Origin of the sequence: Thermococcus sp. M36 (genome assembly GCF_012027355.1) — an archaeon.
Taxonomy (GTDB): Archaea; Methanobacteriota_B; Thermococci; order Thermococcales; family Thermococcaceae; genus Thermococcus.
Genome location: NZ_SNUH01000001.1, coordinates 196,989 through 215,773, shown reverse-complemented (window position 1 = coordinate 215,773; position 18,785 = coordinate 196,989). Strand labels below are relative to the sequence as shown.

Annotated in this window: 27 protein-coding genes; 9 read left to right on the top strand and 18 right to left on the bottom strand. The window is 55.7% G+C overall.

Annotated features, from left to right (window positions below; all coding sequences use genetic code 11):
- Positions 1-73: 73 nt before the first annotated feature.
- Entirely contained in the window at positions 74-430 is a 357-nt protein-coding gene (locus E3E36_RS01270; protein WP_167893628.1) for a DUF134 domain-containing protein, read from the bottom strand.
- A gap of 95 nt (positions 431-525) precedes the next feature.
- Here E3E36_RS01270 and E3E36_RS01265 point away from each other — a divergent pair, with 95 nt between their 5' ends.
- A complete protein-coding gene (locus E3E36_RS01265) occupies positions 526-990 on the top strand; it encodes a 6-carboxytetrahydropterin synthase (protein ID WP_167894680.1) in 465 nt (154 codons plus the stop codon).
- On the opposite strand, the gene E3E36_RS01260 is transcribed toward E3E36_RS01265, so the two are convergent.
- Positions 987-1,559 (bottom strand): hypothetical protein, encoded by a 573-nt coding sequence (locus E3E36_RS01260; protein ID WP_167893627.1) that lies wholly within the window; start codon positions 1,557-1,559, stop codon positions 987-989. The genes E3E36_RS01265 and E3E36_RS01260 overlap by 4 nt on opposite strands.
- 56 nt (positions 1,560-1,615) lie before the next feature.
- On the opposite strand from E3E36_RS01260, the gene E3E36_RS01255 reads away from it, so the two are divergent.
- Positions 1,616-2,035: a PPC domain-containing DNA-binding protein gene (locus E3E36_RS01255; protein WP_167893626.1), complete on the top strand. Its 420-nt coding sequence runs from the start codon at positions 1,616-1,618 to the stop codon at positions 2,033-2,035.
- A gap of 56 nt (positions 2,036-2,091) precedes the next feature.
- On the top strand, positions 2,092-3,066 hold the full coding sequence (locus E3E36_RS01250) for a 4Fe-4S dicluster domain-containing protein (RefSeq protein ID WP_167893625.1): 975 nt from the start codon (positions 2,092-2,094) through the stop codon (positions 3,064-3,066).
- On the opposite strand, the gene E3E36_RS01245 is transcribed toward E3E36_RS01250, so the two are convergent.
- From E3E36_RS01245 to E3E36_RS01220, 6 genes are all read right to left on the bottom strand, one after another.
- Complete coding sequence (locus E3E36_RS01245) at positions 3,063-3,854, bottom strand: SDR family oxidoreductase (RefSeq protein ID WP_167894679.1); 792 nt, start codon at positions 3,852-3,854, stop codon at positions 3,063-3,065. The two genes, E3E36_RS01250 and E3E36_RS01245, sit on opposite strands and share 4 nt — an antisense overlap.
- Before the next feature lie 40 nt (positions 3,855-3,894).
- Positions 3,895-4,365 (bottom strand): DUF998 domain-containing protein, encoded by a 471-nt coding sequence (locus tag E3E36_RS01240; RefSeq protein ID WP_342764390.1) that lies wholly within the window; start codon positions 4,363-4,365, stop codon positions 3,895-3,897.
- A gap of 142 nt (positions 4,366-4,507) precedes the next feature.
- Positions 4,508-4,930 carry a NifB/NifX family molybdenum-iron cluster-binding protein gene (locus tag E3E36_RS01235; protein ID WP_167893624.1) on the bottom strand — a complete coding sequence of 141 codons (423 nt, stop codon included), beginning with the start codon at positions 4,928-4,930 and terminating at the stop codon, positions 4,508-4,510.
- 55 nt (positions 4,931-4,985) lie between these two features.
- Complete coding sequence (locus tag E3E36_RS01230; RefSeq protein ID WP_167893623.1) at positions 4,986-5,198, bottom strand: hypothetical protein; 213 nt, start codon at positions 5,196-5,198, stop codon at positions 4,986-4,988.
- Positions 5,199-5,254: 56 nt separating this feature from the next.
- On the bottom strand, positions 5,255-5,884 hold the full coding sequence (locus E3E36_RS01225; RefSeq protein ID WP_167893622.1) for a NifB/NifX family molybdenum-iron cluster-binding protein: 630 nt from the start codon (positions 5,882-5,884) through the stop codon (positions 5,255-5,257).
- A 100-nt stretch (positions 5,885-5,984) separates the two neighbouring features.
- Positions 5,985-6,932, bottom strand: a complete 948-nt coding sequence (locus tag E3E36_RS01220) for a radical SAM protein (protein WP_167893621.1) — start codon at positions 6,930-6,932, stop codon at positions 5,985-5,987.
- Positions 6,933-7,015: 83 nt separating this feature from the next.
- On the opposite strand from E3E36_RS01220, the gene E3E36_RS01215 reads away from it, so the two are divergent.
- Positions 7,016-7,270: a hypothetical protein gene (locus E3E36_RS01215; protein ID WP_206203456.1), complete on the top strand. Its 255-nt coding sequence runs from the start codon at positions 7,016-7,018 to the stop codon at positions 7,268-7,270.
- On the top strand, positions 7,236-7,976 hold the full coding sequence (locus tag E3E36_RS01210; protein WP_167893620.1) for a Rossmann-like domain-containing protein: 741 nt from the start codon (positions 7,236-7,238) through the stop codon (positions 7,974-7,976). The genes E3E36_RS01215 and E3E36_RS01210 overlap by 35 nt, the downstream gene beginning before the upstream one ends.
- An 80-nt stretch (positions 7,977-8,056) precedes the next feature.
- Here E3E36_RS01210 and E3E36_RS01205 read toward each other — a convergent pair whose 3' ends face one another.
- A complete protein-coding gene (locus E3E36_RS01205) occupies positions 8,057-8,449 on the bottom strand; it encodes a NifB/NifX family molybdenum-iron cluster-binding protein (RefSeq protein WP_167894678.1) in 393 nt (130 codons plus the stop codon).
- A gap of 72 nt (positions 8,450-8,521) precedes the next feature.
- Here E3E36_RS01205 and E3E36_RS01200 point away from each other — a divergent pair, with 72 nt between their 5' ends.
- The 3 genes from E3E36_RS01200 to pfdA all read left to right on the top strand — a co-directional run bounded on the left by E3E36_RS01200 (position 8,522) and on the right by pfdA (position 10,792).
- Positions 8,522-9,394, top strand: a complete 873-nt coding sequence (locus tag E3E36_RS01200; protein ID WP_167893619.1) for a P-loop NTPase — start codon at positions 8,522-8,524, stop codon at positions 9,392-9,394.
- A complete protein-coding gene (locus E3E36_RS01195; RefSeq protein WP_167893618.1) occupies positions 9,394-10,284 on the top strand; it encodes a P-loop NTPase in 891 nt (296 codons plus the stop codon). Before E3E36_RS01200 ends, E3E36_RS01195 begins: the two co-directional genes overlap by 1 nt.
- A 64-nt stretch (positions 10,285-10,348) precedes the next feature.
- Positions 10,349-10,792 (top strand): prefoldin subunit alpha, encoded by a 444-nt coding sequence (gene pfdA, locus E3E36_RS01190; RefSeq protein WP_167894677.1) that lies wholly within the window; start codon positions 10,349-10,351, stop codon positions 10,790-10,792.
- Positions 10,793-10,796: 4 nt separating this feature from the next.
- Here pfdA and E3E36_RS01185 read toward each other — a convergent pair whose 3' ends face one another.
- Positions 10,797-11,723 carry an SDR family oxidoreductase gene (locus E3E36_RS01185; protein WP_167893617.1) on the bottom strand — a complete coding sequence of 309 codons (927 nt, stop codon included), beginning with the start codon at positions 11,721-11,723 and terminating at the stop codon, positions 10,797-10,799.
- A gap of 134 nt (positions 11,724-11,857) precedes the next feature.
- Between E3E36_RS01185 and E3E36_RS01180 the strand changes: the two genes are divergently transcribed.
- Positions 11,858-12,877: an adenylosuccinate synthetase gene (locus E3E36_RS01180; RefSeq protein ID WP_167893616.1), complete on the top strand. Its 1,020-nt coding sequence runs from the start codon at positions 11,858-11,860 to the stop codon at positions 12,875-12,877.
- Here E3E36_RS01180 and E3E36_RS01175 read toward each other — a convergent pair.
- From E3E36_RS01175 to E3E36_RS01135, 8 genes are all read right to left on the bottom strand, one after another.
- Positions 12,870-13,433, bottom strand: a complete 564-nt coding sequence (locus E3E36_RS01175; RefSeq protein WP_167893615.1) for a hypothetical protein — start codon at positions 13,431-13,433, stop codon at positions 12,870-12,872. The genes E3E36_RS01180 and E3E36_RS01175 overlap by 8 nt on opposite strands.
- A gap of 84 nt (positions 13,434-13,517) precedes the next feature.
- A complete protein-coding gene (locus E3E36_RS01170; protein ID WP_167893614.1) occupies positions 13,518-14,300 on the bottom strand; it encodes an alpha/beta hydrolase in 783 nt (260 codons plus the stop codon).
- Between the two features lie 181 nt (positions 14,301-14,481).
- Entirely contained in the window at positions 14,482-15,138 is a 657-nt protein-coding gene (locus E3E36_RS01160; RefSeq protein WP_167893613.1) for a hypothetical protein, read from the bottom strand.
- Positions 15,139-15,140: 2 nt separating this feature from the next.
- The gene (locus tag E3E36_RS01155; protein WP_240911747.1) at positions 15,141-15,434 is read right to left on the bottom strand and encodes an iron-sulfur cluster assembly protein; all 294 of its coding nucleotides are present in this window, start codon (positions 15,432-15,434) and stop codon (positions 15,141-15,143) included.
- Complete coding sequence (locus E3E36_RS01150; protein WP_167893611.1) at positions 15,412-16,416, bottom strand: ArsA family ATPase; 1,005 nt, start codon at positions 16,414-16,416, stop codon at positions 15,412-15,414. Before E3E36_RS01150 ends, E3E36_RS01155 begins: the two co-directional genes overlap by 23 nt.
- A 10-nt stretch (positions 16,417-16,426) precedes the next feature.
- Complete coding sequence (locus E3E36_RS01145; protein WP_206203455.1) at positions 16,427-16,708, bottom strand: hypothetical protein; 282 nt, start codon at positions 16,706-16,708, stop codon at positions 16,427-16,429.
- An 11-nt stretch (positions 16,709-16,719) separates the two neighbouring features.
- Positions 16,720-17,007, bottom strand: a complete 288-nt coding sequence (locus E3E36_RS01140) for a hypothetical protein (RefSeq protein ID WP_167893610.1) — start codon at positions 17,005-17,007, stop codon at positions 16,720-16,722.
- 32 nt (positions 17,008-17,039) lie between these two features.
- Positions 17,040-18,740 (bottom strand): carbon starvation protein A, encoded by a 1,701-nt coding sequence (locus E3E36_RS01135; RefSeq protein WP_167893609.1) that lies wholly within the window; start codon positions 18,738-18,740, stop codon positions 17,040-17,042.
- Between the last annotated feature and the right edge of the window lie 45 nt (positions 18,741-18,785).

Genomic DNA, 18,785 nt, shown 5'->3' with positions numbered 1-18,785 from the left:
ACAATAAAGCATTGAGGGGACTCTAATCGCCAGGAAATCCAATAAAAGAGTTTAATCCGGCCAGTAGGCCTTCTCACTGCTTCTCTTCAACCATCCCTTTGGGAACCTCGTTGCCCTGCGGCAGGATGATAAGCTCCCTGCCTTCAACCAGCATCTGGGCCACTTTTTTCCTTGCGGAGCTCAGTGCCCTCCACACAGTGCCACGAGAGACGCCCATCCTCTTTCCGGCCTCTTCCTGCGTTAAGCCTTCATGGTCGACCAGTCTGAGCGCTTCGAACTCCTCGTAAGTCATGAAAATCGGAGGTTTAGGCTGTCCAACGGGTGGCAGCGCGGGATAGAAATGTCTAACCTGGGGAATAAATCCTATCATCCTCATCTTTCTTCTTCTGCCCCTTCCACGGCCCCTGCCCGGCCCCATTCCCATCGGCATCGTTATCGGATACCCTAACGACAGTTCACTTTATAGGCTTTCCGCCTCCAGTAACGGTTATAATCCTTTAACCCCAAGTTAACCTGGTGGGAAAAATGGCGTTTAGACTTTCCGAGAGAAAGATAGGCTGGCATAAGGACTTTGACAGCTCACACTTTCTGGCCCTTCCCTACGAGAGCAAGTGCCTCCGCATACACGGGCACACCTACAACGTTGACGTCGAGATATGGGGCGAGCTCAACGAGAGCGGCATGATATTCGACTTCAACCATCTCAGCAGGCTCATAAAGCTCCTCGACCATAGGATTCTGGTGAGCGAGAAGTGGGTCGTTAAGAGGGGGGACGGCAAGCTCATCATCGAGAAGAACGGAAAGAGGCTCGAACTTCCCGAGGACGAGGCGGTCGTTCTCAACAAGCCTAACGTTACGGCTGAATACATAGCGGAGTGGTTCGCCGAGAAGATAGCCGAGAAGGCCGGGGACAACGTGAAGCGCATAAAGGTGAAGATATGGGAGGATCCGAGGAGCTACGCGGAGGTAACGCTAGAGAGAAAGAACTAGCAGTTCCTCTCCCTCTTTTCTGGCATTTCCCCTTTAATCCCGCACTTTTCATAGAACGCCTTCAGCATCTCTCCGGCTTTTTCTCTGAGCTCGCTGAAGTACTCCTCTTCAAAGGCCTCTTCCGCTTCGAGGGCCAGCATATAGGCGGTCCTCATGTACGCTACCCCAGTATCGCAGTCGCTCCTGTTGGCTATCTTTTCGGCCACGTCCACAATGTAGCCAGCGAAGGAGTGCAGTATTCTCCGGTAGTCGTTCTGGAAGCCGTTCTCGTTGAGCCAACCTTTCAGAGTGAGAAACAGCTTGAAGATAGGAACCTCGGTGCTTTCGTCCCTGAAACGGCGGTAGTGTATGAGCAGGTACTGAAAGACCGAGATGAGGAATTTTCCGACGTCCGCCTTTGTGCCACCGTTTGCGATGACGAACTCTTCAAACGCCCTCAGGCCACTTTTCCCACTCTCAGCGAACTTTGTTAGTATGGGCCCGTATGATGTGGAGTACTGGGAAAAGTCGATCTCCCCCAGCTCTGGTATTTCAGGGAACATACTCACGATAGCATTCTTGACATCCATTCATCCCACCCAAACCGTTAAATCCTGGGGCGCTTATTAGGTTTTAGGTGATCTGCATGAGGTTCTCGCGGGGTAGAAACTTCCTGTTCAGGGTTCCCGAGGGGAGAGAGCTCCTCAGCTACATAAACGAGTTCGCGGAAAAGAACAACGTCCTCATAGGGACGGTCACTGCGATTGGTAGCCTGAGGAACCCTAAGATAGGGTACTTTGACGAGGAGGCCGGTGAGTATAAGATCATCACGCTGACGGGAACCTACGAGCTTGTCTCCCTTCTCGGCAATATAAGTCTCAAGGACGGGAAGCCCTTTGCCCACCTCCACGTCGCCCTCGGTGATTCGGACGGCATGGTCTACGGCGGACACCTTATCGAGGGCGAAGTTTTTGTCACAGAGGTGTTCATTCAGGAACTCTTGGGTGAGCCTCTAGAAAGGAAGCTGAAGGAGAACGGGCTGGCGTTGTGGGATGCGGAAGACTGACCCAGGTGGTTACAACATCCTTTTATTTTTTCAGGCTAGCTCTTTTCGGTGGTGGCATGGGCCTCAAGGCGAAGCTGGCCAGAAAGTTTGTCTACACAATCTTTCCCGACGTGAGGAAGTTCACCGATAAAAAGCCCGCCCTTGAGCAGTCCCTTCACTCCCCCGAGGGGCGGCTCGTGCCTGAGGTGGTTGCCCTCTACGGCAGGCCGGGTATTCACATACTCAAGATGGTTCTCGTCCTCCCGTACCTCATAGGAACAGCATACTACACCCGAAAGAGCGTGGCGAGCGTGAGGAGAAACCCTCTGAAGGGCAAAAAGAAAGCTCCGTCGGAGTTCTTCGAGGAGCTTGAAAGCTATGCAGAGTCCCTCGGCGTTTCGAGGCTTGGCTACACGAGGTTAACTCCGGAGCTCGTCTTCTCCAACAGGACGGTGCTCTTTGAGAATGCGATAGTTCTCCTCATGGAGATGCGGAGGAGTGAAATCTCAAAGGCCCCGGGTGTTGGGGCCGGTATTGAAGTGTGGAGAACCTACTACCGTCTCACCAGGGCAGCTTACAGGATAGCGGAGTTTTTGAGAAAGAATGGCTTCAACGCCCAACCCGATCCTGCCATCGGGGGAAGCACGAACTTCCCGCTTCTGGCCCAGAAGGCAGGCCTTGGCTACATCGGGAAGCACGGGCTTTTGATAACCCCCGAATACGGGCCGAGTGCACGAATCGCCGCCGTTTATACCGATTTGGAGCTGCCTTACACGGATGAGAACGTGAAAGAGTACGTGTGGATTCCTGACTTCTGTAACTACTGCAATGCCTGTGTGAGGGCCTGTCCTGCAGAGGCGATTTATCTAAATCCAAAGATTCTTGAGAACGGGGCTGAAGTCCACATAGACTACACGAAGTGTGCCGCTGTCTTCTCAAGAACCCTGGGCTGCTCAATCTGCATAAAGGAATGCACGTTCACAAAAAGCAGCTATGAGAGGGTAGAGAGAGCCTATGAGAAAATAGCAGAAAAAGAGGGAAAGATCGGCTAAAACACCGAGTTGAGCCTTCCACCATCGACTGGAATCATGGCGCCGTTTATGTAACTTCCGAGGTCGCTCGCGAGGAAAGCGACGAGGTAACCTATCTCCTCGGGCTCGCCGAGCCTCCCAAGGGGTATCGGCTTCGCGTAGTCGGCTAGGGCTTCCTCGACGGTTTTTCCTTCCCTCTCCGCCCTGTCCTTTGCAAGCTGTATCATCCTATCGGTTCTTATTATTCCGGGCATTATGCCGTTGACGGTTATGCCCTTCGGCCCGAGCTCCTTCGCAAGCGTTCTTACGAGGCCCGCCATTGAAATCCTCACAACGTTGCTGAGGGCTATGTTTGATATCGGCTCCTTTATGGCCACACTCGTGGAGTAGACTATCCTTCCGAAGCCCTTCCGCTCCATTGCCGGAACGAGGGCTCTGGTGAGATAAACCGCAGGGTAAAGGAGCAGTCTAACCGCGCCTTCCCAGTCCTCCATGTCCATCTCCATGAAGTAGCCCGGCTTCGGCCCGCCGGTGGAGAAGAAGAACACATCCGGCTCACCAATGTTTTCAAGCTCTTTTACGGTTCTCTCAAGGTCTTTGCGCTTTGTCAGATCCGCGACGATGTATTCAACGTTCACGTCGCTCTCGGCCTTTATCTTCTCTTTTGCCTTCTCCAGGTTCTCCGCGCTCCGCGAGAGGAGTATAACGTCAGCGCCGGCTTTTGCAAGAACCCTCGCGACGCCGAAGCCTATGCCCTTGCTGGAGGCGGTCGCGAAGGCCAGCTTCCCGGAGAGGTCTATGTCCAGCATGTCCATCACCGAAAAGAGTTGGCGACGAGGCTAAAAACCGTTACTGCGCACTTTTGGGCAGTGAGAACAGCACCGAGTAGTGCCAAAGCACTATGGGGAATATGCCAATGAACTCGGATATTGCAATGCCCCTGAAAGCTCCAAAGGCCCATTTAGTTAGAACAACCTCTGTGAGGAACAGGGCGACCGTGAGGATTCCAATGCCCTTACAGCCTTCCAGCCATAATCCTAATCCCGCTATCAGGTAGCCAAAGCTCGCAAAGAGGAAGAAACCCCAGCTCACTGTGTAATGCAGGGGCGTGCCTTTGGGGAAGAGGCCTATTAGCGCGAGGAAAGCGAGACCAATGACAAAAACCCCGACCCCGAGCTTTTCGACGATGTTCCTCATCTCGCCCAAGAGCCCCAGGGAGTAATAAATCCCGAGAAGAGCCGTCACAATGAGCGGGATGTTGAGAACCCAGTTGTGGGGCAGGCCGAGCTTTCCGAGGTCGCTGATGGCGTTTTCCGTGATGCTCCATCAGGAGCGGTTGATGTAAGTCGCGGCGCATATCCCCGAGAACACGACGAGGGGAGCAATCTCACCAGCGACCAACTGCGGGCGTCTCATGAGGGCTCACTGGAAAATAGTTAGGGAATGGAACTAAAAATCTAACTCACCAGCGGCCCCCGCGACCTCTTCCCATACCGCCTCCGCGGCCGTAGCCTCTGCCCATTCCGCCGCCCTCAGGACCTATAACTGCTCCGGTGAGCTCACCGCGGAGGAACGCCTCAACAGCCTCGCGGACGGTCATGTTTGCGGGCGCCGAGACCATCCTTATCCCTGCTGCCTGAAGGACGCCTGATGAGTTTGGTCCGAACTGACCGGATATTATGACCTCTGCCCCCTGGTCGATGGTGAATTGGGCCGCGGTCACTCCTGCCCCCCTCGGCTGAGAGTAGCCGGGGTTTGGAAGCACCTGGACGTTGGTTATCTGCCCGTTCTCAACGTCGACTATCGTAAAGGTCGGGGTTCTTCCGAACGCTGGGTTAACCCTGTCGTCGAGACCCCCGTTTATGGTTGATACGATTATCCTCATCACTACCACCTCCGCAGAAATTAGGAAAACCGAACTTAAAAAAGTTTGCATAAGCTCAGAATGGCCCGAACCCCGGGCGCGGCCTGAGGAACTCCCGTATTATAAGGAGAACCAGCAGGCCGAGGGCATACGGGAGGGCCACCAGGAAAAGTTTGACCAGGAAGTATATTATCCCGATCAGTACCAGCAGGTCGATGATTCCGTAGGCCCCTCCGAATGGGTAGAACCCGCGTCCTCTTCCGTATCCTCTTCCCATTCCTCGCGGCATCTGGATTTTCCTCCCTTATTTCCACTGCTTCAAAATAAAAGGCTAAGAACAGGGGGTCACCACCAGCCGAAGAACCTGGCGAGCCACGTTCTCCTGCTGGGCTGGCCAGTCCATGGGCAATAGCCAAGCCTGGCCCCCCAGCCTCTACCACCTCTGCCCCATCCGCGGCCCCAACCGCGTCCTCTTCCCCAGCCGCCACCGCGGCCCCAGCCTCTGCCCCATCTGGAGCCGTAGCCGTAAGCCGGATACGGCGGGTAAGGGCCGTAGGCCGGCGCGGGGTTTGCTGGCGTTGTCGGCGCCATTGGGGCGGCCGGGGGCATTGGGGTAGTCGGCGTCGGCACGCTGAACTGCCCGACGCTTCCGCTGACAACTGCCTTTATGGCATCCTCGACAGGAGTTCCCGGGGCGACCTGGTAAAGCTTTATTCCTGCAGCCTGTATCGCGCCGAGGGCGTTCGGGCCGACCTGCGGGGCTATTACTGCCTCAACACCCTCGTTGATAAGGGTCTGGACTGCCATCGGGCCAGCTCCGCCTCCTGCCATCGCCGCCCCGTTCTGGACGACCTTCTCGTTGGTTATGTTTCCGTTCTCGTCAATGTCCGCTATGTAAAACGCTGGAGCGCGCGCGAAGACTGGCGCAACTGTATCGTTAAGCCCACCGCCATTAGTTGGGATTGCGATCTTCATGTTAACCGCCTCCATTTTTCCTTCATTATTTTGTGCATATGCACAACATATAAAGTTTTCGGTCACCCTAATAGTTCCGGCAAAAAAGATTAAAGCAAAACTACTCCCTGCTCTTCAAGCGCCTCATGTAGAACTTCCTGCCGTTGTATTCGAGCTCTATAAGCTTTTTCGTCTCCAAAAGCCTCTCGACGACGCTCCAGTCGGCGTCGGCCTTTCTAAGGAACTCTCTAACGGCCTCTTCCCTCATCGGATGAACGGCGGTAATGCTGAGTAAATCCTCCTCAACGTTACCTGTGAAGGCAAACGTATTCCCCTCATAGCCTATTAGGTATTCAACGTGCCTTTCCCCGAGGGCCTCTGCAAAGGTCTGGAAGGCACGGTTTATAACCGCCTCGGGAGCCGGTTTTACCCATGACTCTGCCGGTGGTCTCGTGGGAATCGCTATGTACGCTTTATCAGGTTTAAGCTCCCGCAGAAACTCCGCAATCCTCTCGAACTCGTTCCCGTATTCTACCCCATCCACCAGCATGGTCTCGGTAACGAGGGTTCCTTTAAAGGCTCTCCTGAATTCAAGCATGCCTTCGAGGAGCTTCTCCAGATTCAGGCTCTTATGGGGTCTGTCCACCTTCCTCCAGAGGGGTTTACTGACCGCATCCACCTTGAGCGAGACAAAGTCGAGCTTGAGCAGGTCTTCCCTTACGTCTTCACGCCAGATAAGGGACGCGTTGATCAGCGCAGCGAGCTTTATGCCGAGTTCGCGGAGGAGTTCCACCTCCCTCCCAAGGTTGATGTCAAGGGTTGGCTCCCCGTCCGGGACGAAGGTTATGTAATCTATGCGCTCTCCCCTCCTGTGGGCTTCCTCAACTTTCTTTTTTACCTCTTCAAATATCAGCTCCGGCTCATAAAAGGGCCTTCTCTCAAGTTCCATCCTCAGCGTTTTTCCTATCTGACAGTAGATGCAGGCGTAGCTGCACACCTTGTCCGGGATGTTGTTTACACCAAGGCTCCTTCCGAGCCTCCTCGAGGGAACGGGTCCAAAGGCGATCATATCACCACCATAATTAGGTTGCCCTAAAAGCGTATAAGGGTTTCCTCGGAAGGTTCATATAGGGGGGAGGGGAGATACAGACGGTGACTCCAGGGGTTCCCCTTCGAAGTGCCGGAAGATGCGTGGTGGGGCTTCTACAACAACCCCTTCCCGTGGGAGAGAGGCTGCCAAACGGCGTCTCGATTTTTGGGGCAAACTTTAAGGTGCTGGCCAACGGGAGGATAATAAGGGGGATTGGAGTTTACTGCAACAATCCCATGATCAAGCTGGTAGGTATGTTTGAGGAGGGAGAGGTGGTGAAAATTGCTTTTGAGCGAAATCAAAAGGAAAGCCCTTAAGCTCGTCGGCGAGGTTGAGCTCCTTGACTTCGGCTTCGCCCTTCCATACACGTGGGTTCTCATCAGGGGGCCGGAGAGAAAGGCCCTGGGAGTCGCGATGACCCTGCCCGAGGAGGTTCAGCGCTACACGAACTCCATAACCGAGCCGTCAGTTGAGACGTTCATAGAGAAGGCCGACAGCCTTAACGTCATAGAGAGAACCCTCGGTCTGGCGGCAATAAACGCGGTCTCGCAGTACCACATAGTCCTGAGCGGTGCGGAGTGGGTTGACGTCCTTGAGCTTCTCCCTGAAAACGCGGGCAAAGTAGCCATGATAGGCAACATGCCTCCTCTTGTGAAGGAACTCCGCGGGAAGGGGTTTGAGGTCTACGTCTTTGAGAGAAACGCCAGGCTCTGGGACAAAGACACCTACAGCGACGCTTTGGAATACCACCTCCTTCCCAAGATGGACGCGGTGATAGCGAGCGCGAGCTGTCTGGTCAATGGAACGATAGACATGCTAATTGAGAGGGCGAGTAATGCCCGTATCTTTGTGCTCACCGGCCCAACAGGCCAGCTCCTGCCAGAGTTCCTGAAGGGGACGGGTGTTACTCACCTAGCATCAATGAAAGTCGTTGATATTGAGAAGGCTCTGCTTGGCCTCAAGCTTGGCTCCTTCAGGGGGTTTGAGAAGGGGAACAGAAAGTACGTGGTGAGGGTACCGTGAGTTCCGGGACATGAATACAGAGCAGAGCGGGAAATTAGGGCCAGAAACTGTTTATTCCTCGACTATTGGGATCCCTATTTCTATTTTTCCCTTACCTGCTCCCAGAGGTCGTCGAAGTTCTCAACAAGCCTCTGAAGCGCCACACTCAGCTCCCTCGTCCTCGTGAAGAAGACCACCTTGTTGGTCTTGTCTCGTATCCTGAGGAAATTGGGCCCCATTCTAAATGCAGCCAGAACGTCAACGTCGAGGAGCTGGCTTACCACGGCTTTGAACTTCCTTGGATCGCCGTGGCTTCTTTCCTCTTCCTCCTCAAAGTCCTTTGCCTTGTTGTGCCGCCTTTCGAGGAGCTTCACACTCCCATCGGAACAGACCTCGTATATCGCGAAGAACTCCGAGTCTCCATAGTGGGCGTCGATGAGGTGTTCATCGTCTTCCATTCCAACTGCAACCTTGAAGCAGCGCTTTTCACTCATGGGCATCCCCGTTTTGAGCGTATGCACAAAGCTTAAAAACTTTTAGGTCAGCCTAATTCCGGAGGTGAGAGCTTGCAGATAGCCGTGAGCGGTGGAAAGGGAGGAACCGGAAAGTCAACTGTGGCGGTGAATCTCGCCATTGCACTCAGAAAGCTCGGACTTGAACTTACTTTCGCCGATCTCGACGTCGAGGCGCCAAACGACCACCTTCTCCTAGGTGTTGAGCTGGCCAACGAGGAGCCCGTCATGCAGTTCGTGCCGAAGTTTGATTACTCAAAGTGCACCCGGTGCAGGAAGTGCGCCGAAGCCTGCGAGGAGCACGCGATAATAACCCTGAGGGACGGCACTCCATTCCTCATGCCGAACCTCTGTTCTGGCTGCCGTGCGTGCGAGATAGTCTGCCCGGTTTCCGGGGCCATCCTTGAGGCCTTCCGTGTTGTTGGCCACACATACCTTACCCGGACTCCATATGGCTTTACCCTCGTTACCGGGAGGCTCAGGGAAGGGGAGGAGCGTTCGATGCCCCTGGTGGTTGCCGCGAAGAAGAAGGCCCAGGCGGTTCAGAAGGGGCTTCTGTTAATCGACACCGCCGCGGGAACAGGGAACACCGTTTCGAAGGCGGTGGAGTTCTCCGACCTTCTAATAGCGGTCACCGAGCCGACCCCACTGGGAATCCACGACACGGAGCTGATACTAGAGCTCGGGAGGCTGATGGATATACCCACATGGGTCGTGATAAACAGGGTGGACCTCGGTGAGAGGGAGAAAGTCTATGAGCTGACAGAGAAGTACGGCGCTGAGGTCGTCGCCGAAATCCCTTACAGCGAGAACATCGTGAGGAGCTACGTTGAGGGCAGGCCGATTGTTCTGGCAGATTACCCGGAAGCTGAGATATTCATTGGGTTAGCAAAGAAGGTTCTCGGCTTTTTCGGGGGTGGTGAGTAATGCAGATAGCGATAGCGAGCGGTAAGGGCGGCGTTGGAAAGAGCACGATAACGGCCTCGCTCCTCTACTTCCTCAAGGACGACTACAGGCTGGTGGCCGTTGATGCAGACGCTGAAGCTCCAAACCTCGGCCTTCTCCTGGGTGTTGAGCGCTGGGAAGAGGAGAGGGAGCACATAGGGGCCAAGGTCGCGAGGATAAAGGCGGAGAGCTGCGTAAGGTGCGGCATCTGTATGGAGCGCTGTCCATACGACAGCATCTACATCAACGAGGAAGGCAACTATGTGATCAATGAGCTCACCTGCGAGGGCTGCAACGTCTGCGGCCTCGTCTGCCCGGTTCCGGGGACGATAACCCTCGAGGAGGCGCGCTCCGGGGTGATAAGGAAGGCCACCACGAAGTACGGTTTCCCAATAATCTCCGCCCAGCTCGACGTTGGGAGGCCAGAAAGCGGAAAGCTCGTTACCGAGGAGAAGGAGTGGGCGAAAAGGCTCATGGGGGAGCTTGGTCTTGACCATATGATAGTGGACAGTGCCGCTGGAATAGGCTGTCAGGTGATAGCGAGCCTTGGAGGGGCTGACCTCGCGATACTCATAGCCGAGCCGACTCCCGCTTCACTCTCCGACGTCCAGAGGGCCTACAGGGTCGTCCAGCACTTCAGGGAACCTGCCTATCTCATCATCAACAAGGCCGACATCAACCCGGGCTTCACGGCACTAAGGGAGTGGGCTGAGAGTGAGGGGATCCCGATACTCGGAGAAGTTCCCTACGACAGGTCAATACCAAGGAGCATGGCCATGCTCAGGCCGGTCGTTGAGGCATTTCCCAAATCAAAAGCGGCAAGGGCCCTTAGGGATATCGCCGAGAGGATAAAAAAGGAGATAATCGGCTGACTCCTTCCTCCCTTTTTAACCCAAACCTTAAAAGCCCCCTTACCAAGTGGTTTCGGTGGTGGAAATGGCGCAGGTGAATGAACAGCTTGAGAGGCTCGCTTACGAGTACCAGCTCCTCCAGGCCCAGGCACAGCTCCTGGCCCAGAACCTTGAGCTCCTCACCCTTGGAAGGAACGAGTTCCAGGCCGTCAAGGAGACCCTTGAAGGGCTCAAAAAGGTTGAGGACGAGAGACCGGAGATACTCGTGCCCATCGGCGCGGGATCGTTCCTCAGTGGGGTCATAGTTGATAAAAACCACGCGATAGTTAGTGTTGGGGCAGGGTATGCCATCGAGAAGAGCCTGGACGATGCCATAGCTTACCTTGAGGCCAGGATAAAAGAGTATGAGGATGCCATAGCCAGAACCCAGGAGGGGCTTAGGAAGCTTGAGGCCCAGCTCGGAGAGCTCGCCCAGAAGGCGCAACAGCTTCAGCAGAGGCAGGCAATGGGCTTCAGCGTTAAAAAATGAATGATCAGAGGCTCTTTTTCTTTTGATACCACTCCACCGTCTTCTTTAGCCCCTCCTCAAGGCTCCACTCCGGCTCGAAGCCGAGCTTCTTGATCTCGCCTATGTCCGCGAGGCTGTGCCTTATATCTCCGGGCCTCGGCTTATCAAAGAGAATCGAGGTGTTCGCCCCGGCTATCTCGATTATCTTGGTGGCGAGCTCCAGTATGCTCGTCTGTCTTCCGGTTGCGACGTTGAAGACCCTCCCGTTCGCGCGCCTGCTCTCGGCGACGAGGACGTTCGCCCTAACGATGTCCTTCACATAGATGAAGTCCCTCGTCTGCTTTCCGTCTCCAAAGATGACCAGCGGTTCGTTTTTCAGCGCCCTGTTGATGAAGATGCTTATCACTCCCGCGTACTGATTAAAGCCCTGTCTGGGGCCAAAAACGTTGAAGTAGCGAAGGGCAACAACCGGAAGGCCGTACAGCTCGTGAAAGACGCGGAGATACTCTTCAGCGGTTGCCTTGGTCACACCGTACGGCGAGAGGGGTTTTGGCCTCTCAGTCTCTTTTAAGGGGAGGTTTGGGTTGTCTCCGTAGACCGCTGCCGAAGATGCAAAAATGAGCTTTCCATGCCCCTCAAGGAGCGCCCTGAGGATATTGAGCGTCCCCAGCACGTTGACCTCTTCGGTAAAAATGGGGTTCTGGACGCTTTCAACGACGCTAACCTGGGCGGCCTCGTGGAAAACATAGTCTGCGTTGCTGATTAGCTCCGCTATCGCCTCGTAGTCTCTTATATCCGCCCTGACGAGCTTCGCCCCCGGAGGGACGTTCTCCTCCTTTCCAGTGTAGAGGTTGTCGATTATGATTACCTCGTTGTCCTTAACGAGCTCCCAGGCTATGTGAGAGCCTATGAAGCCTGCACCGCCCGTGACAACGACCAGCTTGTTCCTCATTTTAATACCCCCATGAGTGGTGTTTGTCACAGGTTTTAACTTTTTACCGCCCCATTTGTGGACTGTTTGACTGATTCGTGTCTAATTCGAAATCGTTATAAGCCCCCTATTGACTTAAACCTGGGTAAGGAGCCATGCCGAGCTACATCGTTGTTGGTGGTCAGTGGGGAGACGAGGGCAAGGGTTCCGTTATAGCATACCTTGCCCTGAAGGACAGGCCCGACCTGATAGCGCGCGGCGGAGTGGGAACGAACGCAGGACACAGCGTCTTCATAAACGGGAAAAAGTACGCGGTGAGACAGCTCCCAACGGGCTTCATCCAGACTGAGGCGAGGCTTCTCGTCGGCGCCGGCGTTCTCGTTGACCCGGGTGTGTTCTTCCACGAGCTTGAGCACCTGAGGGACTTCGACGTTGCCCGGAGGGTCGGCATAGACTACCGCTGCGCGATAATCGAGGGGAAACACAGGGAGCTGGATAGCACCAACAGCCACCTCCATGGGGAGATAGGCACCACTGGAAGCGGGTGCGGCCCGGCAAACGCCGACAGGGTAATGAGGACAGCGAAGCTTGCAAAAGACATCAAAGAACTCGAGCCGTACCTCACTGATGTGGCCAGTGAAGTCAACGACGCCCTTGATGACGGAAAGCTCGTCCTGGTTGAGGGAACGCAGGGCTTCGGGCTGAGCCTCTACTACGGAACCTACCCCTACGTGACCTCCAAGGACACAACCGCCTCGGCGATAGCGAGTGACGTCGGAATAGGTCCGACGAGGGTAGATGACGTCATAGTGGTCTTCAAGAGCTTCCCGACGAGGGTTGGAGCCGGCCCGTTCCCAACCGAGATGGACGAGGCAGAAGCGGAAAGGCTGGGGCTCATCGAGTACGGAACCGTCACCGGCAGGAGGCGCCGCGTGGGCTGGTTCGACTTCGACTTCGCCCGCTACTCCGCCCGGATAAACGGAGCCACCATGCTCGCTTTGACGATGCTCGACAAGTACGATAAGGATGCCTTTGGAGTTACCGACTACGACAAACTGCCCAGGAGGGCGAGGAAGTTCGTGGAGGAAATAGAGGAGCGCGTCGGTGTCCCCGTTGCCCTCATCAAGACCGGACCCGAACTCGAGCACATCATTGACAGGAGAGATGTCATATAATGTTCAGGAGGGCCTTGAAAATCCACAGGAGCGCCCCCGCCGATACAAAGGCCAGGAACTCTATCAGCAGGCCCAGCACGAGCTTTTTCCACTTCCCAATGTTCGCCCTTCCCATTTTGTTCAGACAGTCTTCCGCGACGAGCACCGGAACGGCCTTGTAGGAGCCGTAGACGAGCAGGACGTAGAGCCACGCGAGGGGGTTGAACGAGAGGAAGACTGCCCCCATCTGCTCCATCAAAATACCTGTGGCACCGCCTATCAGGAAGACCTCCCACCAGCGGTAGTCGTACCGCCTCACCGCAAGGCCCCAGTAGAGGACGAAGGGCAGGTAGTAGGCGAAGGCCAGGTAGAGGTCTGTCAGCGGGTCGGGATGGAGGAGTATCCGCTCCGCGGGAGGACGCTTCAGGTTGTCTATAACTGCCAGTATCTCTACCAGATAGGCCGAGGCCATTCCAACAGCCAGGTACTTTGCGAAGCTGCTTCCGCGGGAGCCGTAGAGGGCCTGGACTTTTCCCGGAACCGGTGGATTAGGGCAAGAACGGTGAAGATGATCCACGTCGTCCCGAGCCAGGGGACCGTGAGCACGGGTATCAGACCGGCGAAATGGAAAAGGCGCTCCCCCCTGGTGCTGGGCCCCATTTTAACCCTCCCTGGAGTGCTCCACGAGCCACCCCACTATGGTTCTGTGGAACTCCTCGCCCCATTCGGGGTCTTCGAAGATCTCGTGGTACGCCCCCTCGAACTCCCTCAGCGTCTTGTCCCCAACCTTGAGCTTTCCAAAGAGCTTACGGGCGCCCTCGGGGGGAGTTATTATGTCTGCCGTTCCGATAAGCAGCAGGACTGGAACCGTTATCTTTTCCGCATCTTCATGCGCCCTCTCCATGTTCTCGAAGACGCTCTTTCCTAGACCTGCTGAAATCCTGTCGTGAACCAGGGGGTCATCTATGTAGCGCTTTACAGCGTCCCTGTTCCTTGAAAGCAGGTTCGGGTCTAGCCCGTTGGAGAGGGTCACCCCGAACGCAACCCTGCCGAGGAACTTTGCAAGGGCCACCATGAAGGCTGGCGTTTTTGGACTCCTAGCGAGTGCGGGGGAGGAGGCCACGACGCCCCTTATCTTTTCGGGCCTCGTCTCGGCGTACCTTATTACCGCCAGCCCGCCGAGGCTGTGGCCGAATATGAAGGGGCTCTCACCGATTTCTTCGATTATTGAATCAATTATTTCCATGGCCTGCTCTATGCTTGCATGTCCCCTCTTGCCGGGACTTTTCCCGTGGCCGGGCCAGTCGAAGGCATAGACGGCAAAGCCAGCATCGGTGAGCATCGAAATGAGCTTTTCATACCTCCCGCTGTGCTCGCCGAGGCCGTGGACAAGAATGACCCAGCCGCGTTCTGGTGTGCCGAATTTGGCTTTGTAAATCTCCATATTCACACCTCCAGCCACAGGAGCTTGGGGGAGTCTGTCAAAACCCCCTCCTCACTTACGACGGCCTGAAGGCCGTTGTTCTGAATAACCGCCACGTGGAGGGCATCGGACGGGCGGAGGTTGTACTATAACTTGATGTTCCACCGATAAAAGAATTGTGGTGAAAAAACAGGGGATGCTGTCACGAAGAGAACGGCCCTGTTTTCAGCTTTTTGTTTGCAAAACTGAGGATTTTCCTGACGTCGTCCTCTATGGTGTCCGGCTCGGGCTTCATGAGGACATAGAAGACGTTGGTGCTCGGTGTGAGGGAGACGTGCTTGATGTTCCCCGGCTTTGATAGGGACTCCACTAGGTACTTCAGGAGCTCAACATCGCGCCTCTTTTCGTATAGCGCCTCGTACTCCCTGTTTCCTATCACAACGGTCTCCCTCTTCAAGAATTCCTCGTTCTCTATCCTGGGCTTTATTCTGTAGTACCCCTTCTGGATGAGGTGGGCCTCACGCTTTATCTGGGATTGCGGTTTGACGACTATGTAGAGTTTGTCGTGCCTGCTTGTGAGCAGGGCTATCGGGAAGTAAAGCAGGCTCTGTCTCGGGAGGAGCGTGAGCGTGTACTCGAACTTCTTAACGTTGTCCCTGTTGACCCGGTAGTATGCCCTGAAACCTATGTATCCTCCGAGCCAGACGTACTCCTTGTCCTCAGGCTTCACCACATCTTCAATGGAGCGCAGGTAGTGCTGCATTATCTGAAGGTTGAGTTTTCTGCCCTTGAAGAACTGTATGGACGAGACGGCCGCCAGAACCATAATGGCAAGTATAAACCCGGATGTTATCTCCATGATTAGACCTCCTCAACCGGATAGTACCTTTGGAGCGTCATGTCGTCCACTATCTCAAAGTATCCCAGCCTGCCCCCTAAAACCTTTACCATCTCCCGGATGATTTTGGCCTGGAGCGGCCAGATGAGGGCCATTGCGAAAGGGTGGGGCGGGGTGTGTCTGGCGAAGGCCACGTACACCACCGTTTTTTCACCATCAACGACCACGCGGGTTACCAGCCCTTCGTCTACTATGCTCATCCCGGTAAACGGGTTTTTCACATCCCTGAGGAGCTCAAGAACGCCCTCTGCCCTCAACCACCATGCCTCCGAGCTTCTCAAGCCATTCAAGGCCCCGTGGTTCCTCCGCGAACATGGGGATCCTGACGACATCCACTCCATTAAACTTCTTCTCTATTTCTGCCAGAACCCTTTCCTGGGCCTCAAGCTTGACCCTTATCTCTGGTATTTCCCTGTCCAGTGTTATGACCTTGTTAACGACTATCAGATTAAAAGGCACCCTGAACTTTTTTAGACTCTCGTATGCCCTCTCTGTCTCGTAGAGTGGGAGCATTTCCGGGTTCATCACTGCCACGACGCTGGTTTTTCTTGGATCAGTTATCACACTCTCAACGAACTCCACCTCCGAGCGGTAGGCCCTCAGCTCCTTCATGACCGCGTCTTCCTCCTCTTCCTTTGGGAGTGTGAACTCCTCCCCGTCCACCACGAACTTCTGCTCCCCCTGTATCCTGGCTATCGCCCTCCTGCGTTCAAGTATCTTCCTCCTTATCTCTATCAGCTTGTCCGCCCAGAGGAGAGATATCCTCGGCAGCGCCAGAACCCTGAGCGTCAGTCCCGTCGGCGGCGTGTCGAACACTATGACGTCCCACTCATCACCGCCGGCCAGTATCTCCCTCACCGCTTCGAGCGTTGCGTATTCCTCTATGCCCGGTGAGAAGCTCAGGACTTCGAAGTACTTCTCAAGGTTTATCACTGTCAGGTAGCGGTACATGTGCTTCAGGTTCTTTTCCAGGTGCTTCAGGTAGCTCTTTATGAGCTTCTCCATGTCCAGTTCGCTCGCGTAGAGGTTCTCGGTGAGCTTTTTCGGCCTGTCCTTGAGCTTCACCATGAACACGTCCCCGAGGTTGTGCGCCGGATCGAGGGACACTATGAGCGTCCTGTATCCCCTTCTCGCGAGCGCAACCGCGATGGCGGCGCTGGTCGTGGTCTTGCCGACACCGCCCTTACCTATCACGAACACGGTTCTGAACCCTTCGGACGGCAGAAGGTACTCCCTCACGGCCACCACCTCAGTCTATGTCGAACATCCCCGCCACCTCGGCGAAGACGTCGTCCAGGTCAACCGCCCTCTGGTGCATCACCTTTATCTCCCTCACCATGTGAGGCATCAGCCTGATGACCAGGGTCGTCGGGGGGGAGGGTATCCCGACAAAGGCCCCCATCAGGACGAGGGCGAACACGTTTTCCAGCTCCCTGAGCTCGAATTCGATGTATTCCGTGGACTGCTGTCTGAACGCCCCCATGAACCCTTCAAGGAACGCTTTAACGTCGGTGATGATCCTCTTTGGCATGGCCCAACCTCCTAAACTCCTATCCACCCGGCCTTGACGCCGGCCTTTCCCGTGCTTTTAGCCTGCATGACGTGTATCTCCCTCAGCACATGGGGCAGTAGGCGGTATGTGAGCTCGCTGGGCGGGTGTGGGAGGCCGATATAGCTCCCGAAAAGGAGCAATGCGAACACGTTTTCCAGCTCCTCCTCTTCCCACTGGAGCCCCTGGAGGTAGTAGAGCTCAAAACCCCTGTGGAACTCCAGCAGAACCCTGAACGGGAGGGATGCCCACCAGAGAAGCCTTTTCGCCTTCAACTCCATGCCTCCGTGAATTGAATAAAAAATGAAAGGGTTCATGCGGCCGCGTACTCTCCGGCCGGCTTCTTCCATGCGGTGTACCAGTCGAAGACCAGCAGGACGTTGAGGAGCAGGCCAACGACTGTGATGAGGCTGACCCAGAAGCCGGGCCTTATGACCACCAGGAACCATGCCAGGGCGGCGGTCACTGTTATCCACAGGAACAGTGCCGGAATGACCACTGCCCACTTCCATGCTCCAGATGGCCTCTGAATCTTGGCCACCCAGAGCGAGGCTGTCATCATGGCTATGCTGGCGAGCATCTGGTTCATGCCGCTGAAGGCGGGCCATATGATGAGCCAGCTCCCTCCCCACGCGAGGTAAACGCCGAAGACTGCGATGATTATGGACGCGACCCACTTGTTCTTGAGCACCTCTGGCCCGTGCACCATCTCCATGATCTCCTGCCAGGCGAACCTTCCAAGCCTGGTGGCGGTGTCGAGGGTCGTCAGGGCGAACGCTGAGACCCAGAGGCTGGCGAAGATCGCGCCCGTCTTGAAGGGTATTCCAAAGGCGTCCTGCAGGCCGTAGGCGTAGCTATTGGAGAAGATGCCGACCTTTATCCCGTGCTGAACCACCTGGATGGCGTACTGTGAGCCCCAGTTGTTGTAGTCGACCGGGATGTTCAGGCTCTGGAAGACCTGCAGGCCGTATATGGCTATTGAGGCTATGACTATGGTGGAGAGGAGGCCCTCGGTGAACATTCCGCCGTAGCCCACCATGAGGCCGTGGAGCTCGCTGTCAAGCTGTTTGCTGGTCGTGCCCGACCCGACGATCGAGTGGAAACCGCTCAGGGCACCGCACGCGATAACGAGGGGGATCGTGGGCCAGAACGGTGAGGGCTTGCCTCCAACGACGTTCGCCGACCAGGTGGTGAAGGCCGGTGCTGTGAAGGTTCCCGCCCCCTTAATACCGACGACTATGAACGCGAGGCCGCCGAGGATGAGGCCGAACCAGAGGATGTACGCGTTGAGGTAGTCCCTCGGCTGCAGCAGCACCCACACGGGCAGTGATGAGGCGACTATGACGTAGAGTCCGAGGACGATGTACCATGTCTGCTTGCTGGCGACTATCGGGTACTGGAAGCCGATCCATATCGCGAGGACGAGCAGTACCAGGCCGATTATGGTTCCGAGCTTGAAGTCAATCTGCACCTTGTAGAGGAGCCACCCGAGGATCACCGCGACGCCGAGGAAGAGCAGGGATGCCGTCGCCGCCTCTGGAGTGTTCACGAATATGCCCGCTATGACCGCCGCGAAGGCCGCTATGACCAGCACCAGCGCGAACCAGACGTAGAGCTCGAAGGCCATGCTCGTCCTCCTGCTCATCAGCTTTCCTGCTATCCACTGGACGGACTTTCCATCGTAGCGAATCGAGGACATCAGCGCAAGGTAGTCGTGGACTGCACCGATGAAGACGTTTCCGAACCAGACCCACAGAAGCCCTGGAAGCCATCCCCAGGCCATTGCGACCGCCGGACCGACTATGGGCCCTGCACCGGCTATGGATGCAAAGTGGTGTCCGTAGAGAACGAGCGGGTGTGCCGGGACGTAGTCAACGCCGTCGTAGAGCCTGTGGGCGGGCGTTGGCCTGTTTGGGTCCGCCTTCACGACCTTGTTCTGGAGGCCCCTGCCGTAGGTGAAGTAGAGCCCCACGTAGATCGCCGCCGCCATAAGGATTATTACAGCGGAGTTCATGGTTGCACCTCCATGCAAGTCTTCGGGCTAATGTAGACTTGTGTT

Excerpts from the sequence above, each read along its gene's own strand:
- E3E36_RS01270 (WP_167893628.1), bottom strand. The coding sequence starts at position 430 with ATGCCGATGGGAATGGGGCCGGGCAGGGGCCGTGGAAGGGGCAGAAGA.
- E3E36_RS01265 (WP_167894680.1), top strand. The coding sequence starts at position 526 with ATGGCGTTTAGACTTTCCGAGAGAAAGATAGGCTGGCATAAGGACTTT.
- E3E36_RS01260 (WP_167893627.1), bottom strand. The coding sequence starts at position 1,559 with ATGGATGTCAAGAATGCTATCGTGAGTATGTTCCCTGAAATACCAGAG.
- E3E36_RS01255 (WP_167893626.1), top strand. The coding sequence starts at position 1,616 with ATGAGGTTCTCGCGGGGTAGAAACTTCCTGTTCAGGGTTCCCGAGGGG.
- E3E36_RS01250 (WP_167893625.1), top strand. The coding sequence starts at position 2,092 with ATGGGCCTCAAGGCGAAGCTGGCCAGAAAGTTTGTCTACACAATCTTT.
- E3E36_RS01245 (WP_167894679.1), bottom strand. The coding sequence starts at position 3,854 with ATGCTGGACATAGACCTCTCCGGGAAGCTGGCCTTCGCGACCGCCTCC.
- E3E36_RS01235 (WP_167893624.1), bottom strand. The coding sequence starts at position 4,930 with ATGAGGATAATCGTATCAACCATAAACGGGGGTCTCGACGACAGGGTT.
- E3E36_RS01230 (WP_167893623.1), bottom strand. The coding sequence starts at position 5,198 with ATGCCGCGAGGAATGGGAAGAGGATACGGAAGAGGACGCGGGTTCTAC.
- E3E36_RS01225 (WP_167893622.1), bottom strand. The coding sequence starts at position 5,884 with ATGAAGATCGCAATCCCAACTAATGGCGGTGGGCTTAACGATACAGTT.
- E3E36_RS01220 (WP_167893621.1), bottom strand. The coding sequence starts at position 6,932 with ATGATCGCCTTTGGACCCGTTCCCTCGAGGAGGCTCGGAAGGAGCCTT.
- E3E36_RS01205 (WP_167894678.1), bottom strand. The coding sequence starts at position 8,449 with ATGAGTGAAAAGCGCTGCTTCAAGGTTGCAGTTGGAATGGAAGACGAT.
- E3E36_RS01195 (WP_167893618.1), top strand. The coding sequence starts at position 9,394 with ATGCAGATAGCGATAGCGAGCGGTAAGGGCGGCGTTGGAAAGAGCACG.
- pfdA (WP_167894677.1), top strand. The coding sequence starts at position 10,349 with ATGGCGCAGGTGAATGAACAGCTTGAGAGGCTCGCTTACGAGTACCAG.
- E3E36_RS01185 (WP_167893617.1), bottom strand. The coding sequence starts at position 11,723 with ATGAGGAACAAGCTGGTCGTTGTCACGGGCGGTGCAGGCTTCATAGGC.
- E3E36_RS01180 (WP_167893616.1), top strand. The coding sequence starts at position 11,858 with ATGCCGAGCTACATCGTTGTTGGTGGTCAGTGGGGAGACGAGGGCAAG.
- E3E36_RS01170 (WP_167893614.1), bottom strand. The coding sequence starts at position 14,300 with ATGGAGATTTACAAAGCCAAATTCGGCACACCAGAACGCGGCTGGGTC.
- E3E36_RS01160 (WP_167893613.1), bottom strand. The coding sequence starts at position 15,138 with ATGGAGATAACATCCGGGTTTATACTTGCCATTATGGTTCTGGCGGCC.
- E3E36_RS01145 (WP_206203455.1), bottom strand. The coding sequence starts at position 16,708 with ATGCCAAAGAGGATCATCACCGACGTTAAAGCGTTCCTTGAAGGGTTC.
- E3E36_RS01140 (WP_167893610.1), bottom strand. The coding sequence starts at position 17,007 with ATGGAGTTGAAGGCGAAAAGGCTTCTCTGGTGGGCATCCCTCCCGTTC.
- E3E36_RS01135 (WP_167893609.1), bottom strand. The coding sequence starts at position 18,740 with ATGAACTCCGCTGTAATAATCCTTATGGCGGCGGCGATCTACGTGGGG.